At 68.9% G+C, this 1,513-nt stretch carries 1 protein-coding gene; it reads left to right on the top strand.

What is annotated here, in order from left to right:
- The first annotated feature begins 63 nt into the window (after positions 1-63).
- Positions 64-1,356: an ISL3 family transposase gene (locus H590_RS0113640; RefSeq protein ID WP_028703943.1), complete on the top strand. Its 1,293-nt coding sequence runs from the start codon at positions 64-66 to the stop codon at positions 1,354-1,356.
- The last annotated feature ends 157 nt before the right edge of the window (positions 1,357-1,513 follow it).

Here is a 1,513-nt window from a genome sequence, read left to right as displayed (position 1 = left end):
GGTCGGCCGCCACCCGAGCGGTTCGTGAGCGAGCCGACGCACCACCGTGTCCCGCAACACACCATGCTGGCCGCAGCGGTGGCACCAGTCGTCCGTCTCGATGAGCTCGGCCTGGAGGCCGTCGGCCAGTGCCTTGAGCCGGAGCGGGCGCTGATCGCATGTCGTGTCGTTGAACCGGACCGGTGGTGCCGCACGTGCGGGTGCCAGGGCGCCCCGCGGGACACGGTGGTGCGCCGGCTCGCGCACGAGCCGTTCGGACATCGGCCCACGACACTGCTGATCCGCGTGCGGCGCTACAAGTGCTCCGGGTGCGGGCGGGTCTGGCGGCAGAACACCACGGCCGCCGCGCCGGTGCGGGCCAAGATCTCCCGCGGCGGACTGGCCTGGGGACTGGCGGGTCTGGTCCTGGATCACCTGTCGGTCTCACGCGTCGCCGCAGGGCTGGGGGTGTCGTGGTCGGCCGCCAACCACGCGATCCTCGCTGAGGGCAGACGGGTCCTGATCGATGACCCGTCCCGGTTCGACGGGGTTCGGGTGATCGGTGTCGACGAGCACGTGTGGAGGCACACCCGTCGCGGCGACAGGTACGTCACCGTGATCATCGACCTCACCCCGGTGCGCCAGGAGACCGGGCCGGCCAGGCTGTTAGACATGGTCGCCGGGCGTTCGAAGGCGGTGTTCAAGACCTGGCTCGCCGGCAGGCCGCAGGCCTGGCGGGCTGGGGTGGAAGTCGTCGCGATGGACGGCTTCACCGGATTCAAGACCGCCGCCGCCGAGGAGTTGCCCGACGCGGTCGCGGTCATGGATCCGTTCCACGTTGTCCGCCTCGCCGGCGACGCGCTGGACGAGTGCCGCCGCCGGATCCAACGCGACACGTTCGGACGACGCGGGAGGAAGGAAGACCCGCTCTACAAGGCCCGCCGCACCCTGCACACCGGCGCCGGGCTGCTCACCGACACCCAGCAGACCCGCCTCCAGGACCTGTCCGCCGATGATGACCACGCCGCCGTCGAGGCAACCTGGGGTGTCTACCAGCGGATGGTCACCGCCTACCGGGAACCCGACCGAGGACTCGGCAAGTTCGTCATGGGGCGACTCATCGACTCCCTCGCCAGCGGCGTCCCGGCCGTGCTCGTCGAGCTGCGCACGCTCGGCCGCACGCTGAAGCAGCGCGCCGCCGACATCCTCGCCTTCTTCGACCGGCCCGGCACCAGCAACGGCCCCACAGAGGCCATCAATGGCCGGCTGGAACACCTGCGCGGCTCAGCCCTGGGCTTCCGAAACCTCACCCACTACATCGCCCGCTCGCTACTCGAGGCCGGAGGATTCAGACCCCGACTACACCCTGGATCCTGAAGAGCCGGTTTACCTACTGGACCCTTGGACGATTCTCCCCGGCAGCTATTGCGATAATCCTACTAGTGTCGCGTGTCGTAAGTGACTTTATGGTTGGGGTTCGAGATCATGGGGTATGGCGAACAGACCTGCTCCGGGGCTGATGTTGCGTGGTGGT

The sequence above is a fragment of the Acidipropionibacterium jensenii DSM 20535 genome (assembly GCF_000425285.1).
GTDB lineage: Bacteria > Actinomycetota > Actinomycetes > Propionibacteriales > Propionibacteriaceae > Acidipropionibacterium > Acidipropionibacterium jensenii.
This window is presented reverse-complemented; position numbering and strand designations above follow the sequence as displayed.